We start from the raw sequence: 1,259 nt of genomic DNA, 5'->3' as shown, positions 1-1,259 counted from the left end.
ACACGCTCGTGCTGCGCACCGACACCTCCGGCGACCCGAGCTTCACCGAACTCCTCGGCCGGGTGCGCGAGGGGGCGCTCGCCGCCTACGCCCACCAGGACGTGCCGTTCGAACACCTGGTGGAGGCCCTCAACCCGGTCCGCTCGCTCGCGCACCACCCGCTGTTCCAGACGCTGCTGGTCGTGCAGAACGTGCCCGAGGCGGACTTCGTCCTCGACGGCGTGGACACGGCCCCGCAACCCGTCCGCACCGACACCGCCCGCCTCGACCTCGCCTTCGCCCTCACCGAACGCCGCCGCCCCGACGGGACACCCGACGGCCTGGACGCCGTCGTCGAGTACAGCGCCGACCTGTTCGACGAGGACACCGTCCGCACCCTGTTCGACCGGTGGGTACGGCTGCTCACCGCGGCCGTGGCCGCCCCCGAGCGGCCCATCGGCGGCCTCGACGTGCTGACCCCGGAGGAACGGCGTGCCCTGCTCGACGAGCGGCACGCCACCGAACGCCCGATGCCCGACGCCGTGTTCCCCGAGCTGTTCGCCCGGCAGGCGTCCCGCCGCCCGGACGCCGTCGCCCTGGTGTCCGGGGAGGTGGAGCTGACGTACGCGGAACTCGACGCGCGTGCCAACCGGTTCGCGCATGCCCTGGTCGAGCGGGGTGTGGGGGCGGAGGACATCGTCGCGCTGGTGTTGCCGCGTTCGGTGGAGCAGGTGGTCGCGGTGCTCGGCACGATGAAGGCGGGCGCGGCCTATCTGCCGGTCGACCCGGCCTATCCCCGGGCGCGGATCGACCTCATGCTGGCGGACGCCCGCCCGGCGCTGGTCGTCGACGGGCCCCTGGCGACGGACGGGTGTCCGGACTGCGACCCCGGAGTCGCGGTGGACGCGCGGCATCCGGCGTACGTCATCTACACCTCGGGTTCGACCGGGCGCCCCAAGGGCGTCGTCGTCCCCCACGCGGGCATCGCGCACCTGGTGGCCGCGCAGGTCGAACGGTTCGCGATCGACGCGACCAGCCGCGTCCTCCAGTTCGCCTCACCGAGCTTCGACGCCTCCGTGTCCGAGCTGTACACGGCCCTGCTGACCGGCGCCGCGCTCGTCCTGCCACCGGCCGACACTCCGATGACGGCCCTCACCGATCCCGGCATCACCCATGTGACCGTGCCGCCGTCGGCGCTCGCCGTGCTGGAGGAGGGCGCGTTGTCGGCGTCCACCCTGGTGGTGGCCGGTGAGGCGTGTCCGGCGGAGCTGGTGGCGCGG

General features: G+C 73.7%; 1 protein-coding gene. It reads left to right on the top strand.

The genetic code is table 11. From position 1 onward, the window contains the following. Positions 1-1,259: AMP-binding protein (locus ALMP_RS35800; RefSeq protein ID WP_264935943.1), on the top strand; the 1,259-nt coding region annotated here is incomplete at both ends.

It is taken from the genome of Streptomyces sp. A012304 (assembly GCF_026008495.1).
Classification (GTDB): domain Bacteria; phylum Actinomycetota; class Actinomycetes; order Streptomycetales; family Streptomycetaceae; genus Streptomyces.
Note: the sequence above shows the minus strand (reverse complement) of the source record. Positions and strands in the feature narration are given on the sequence as shown.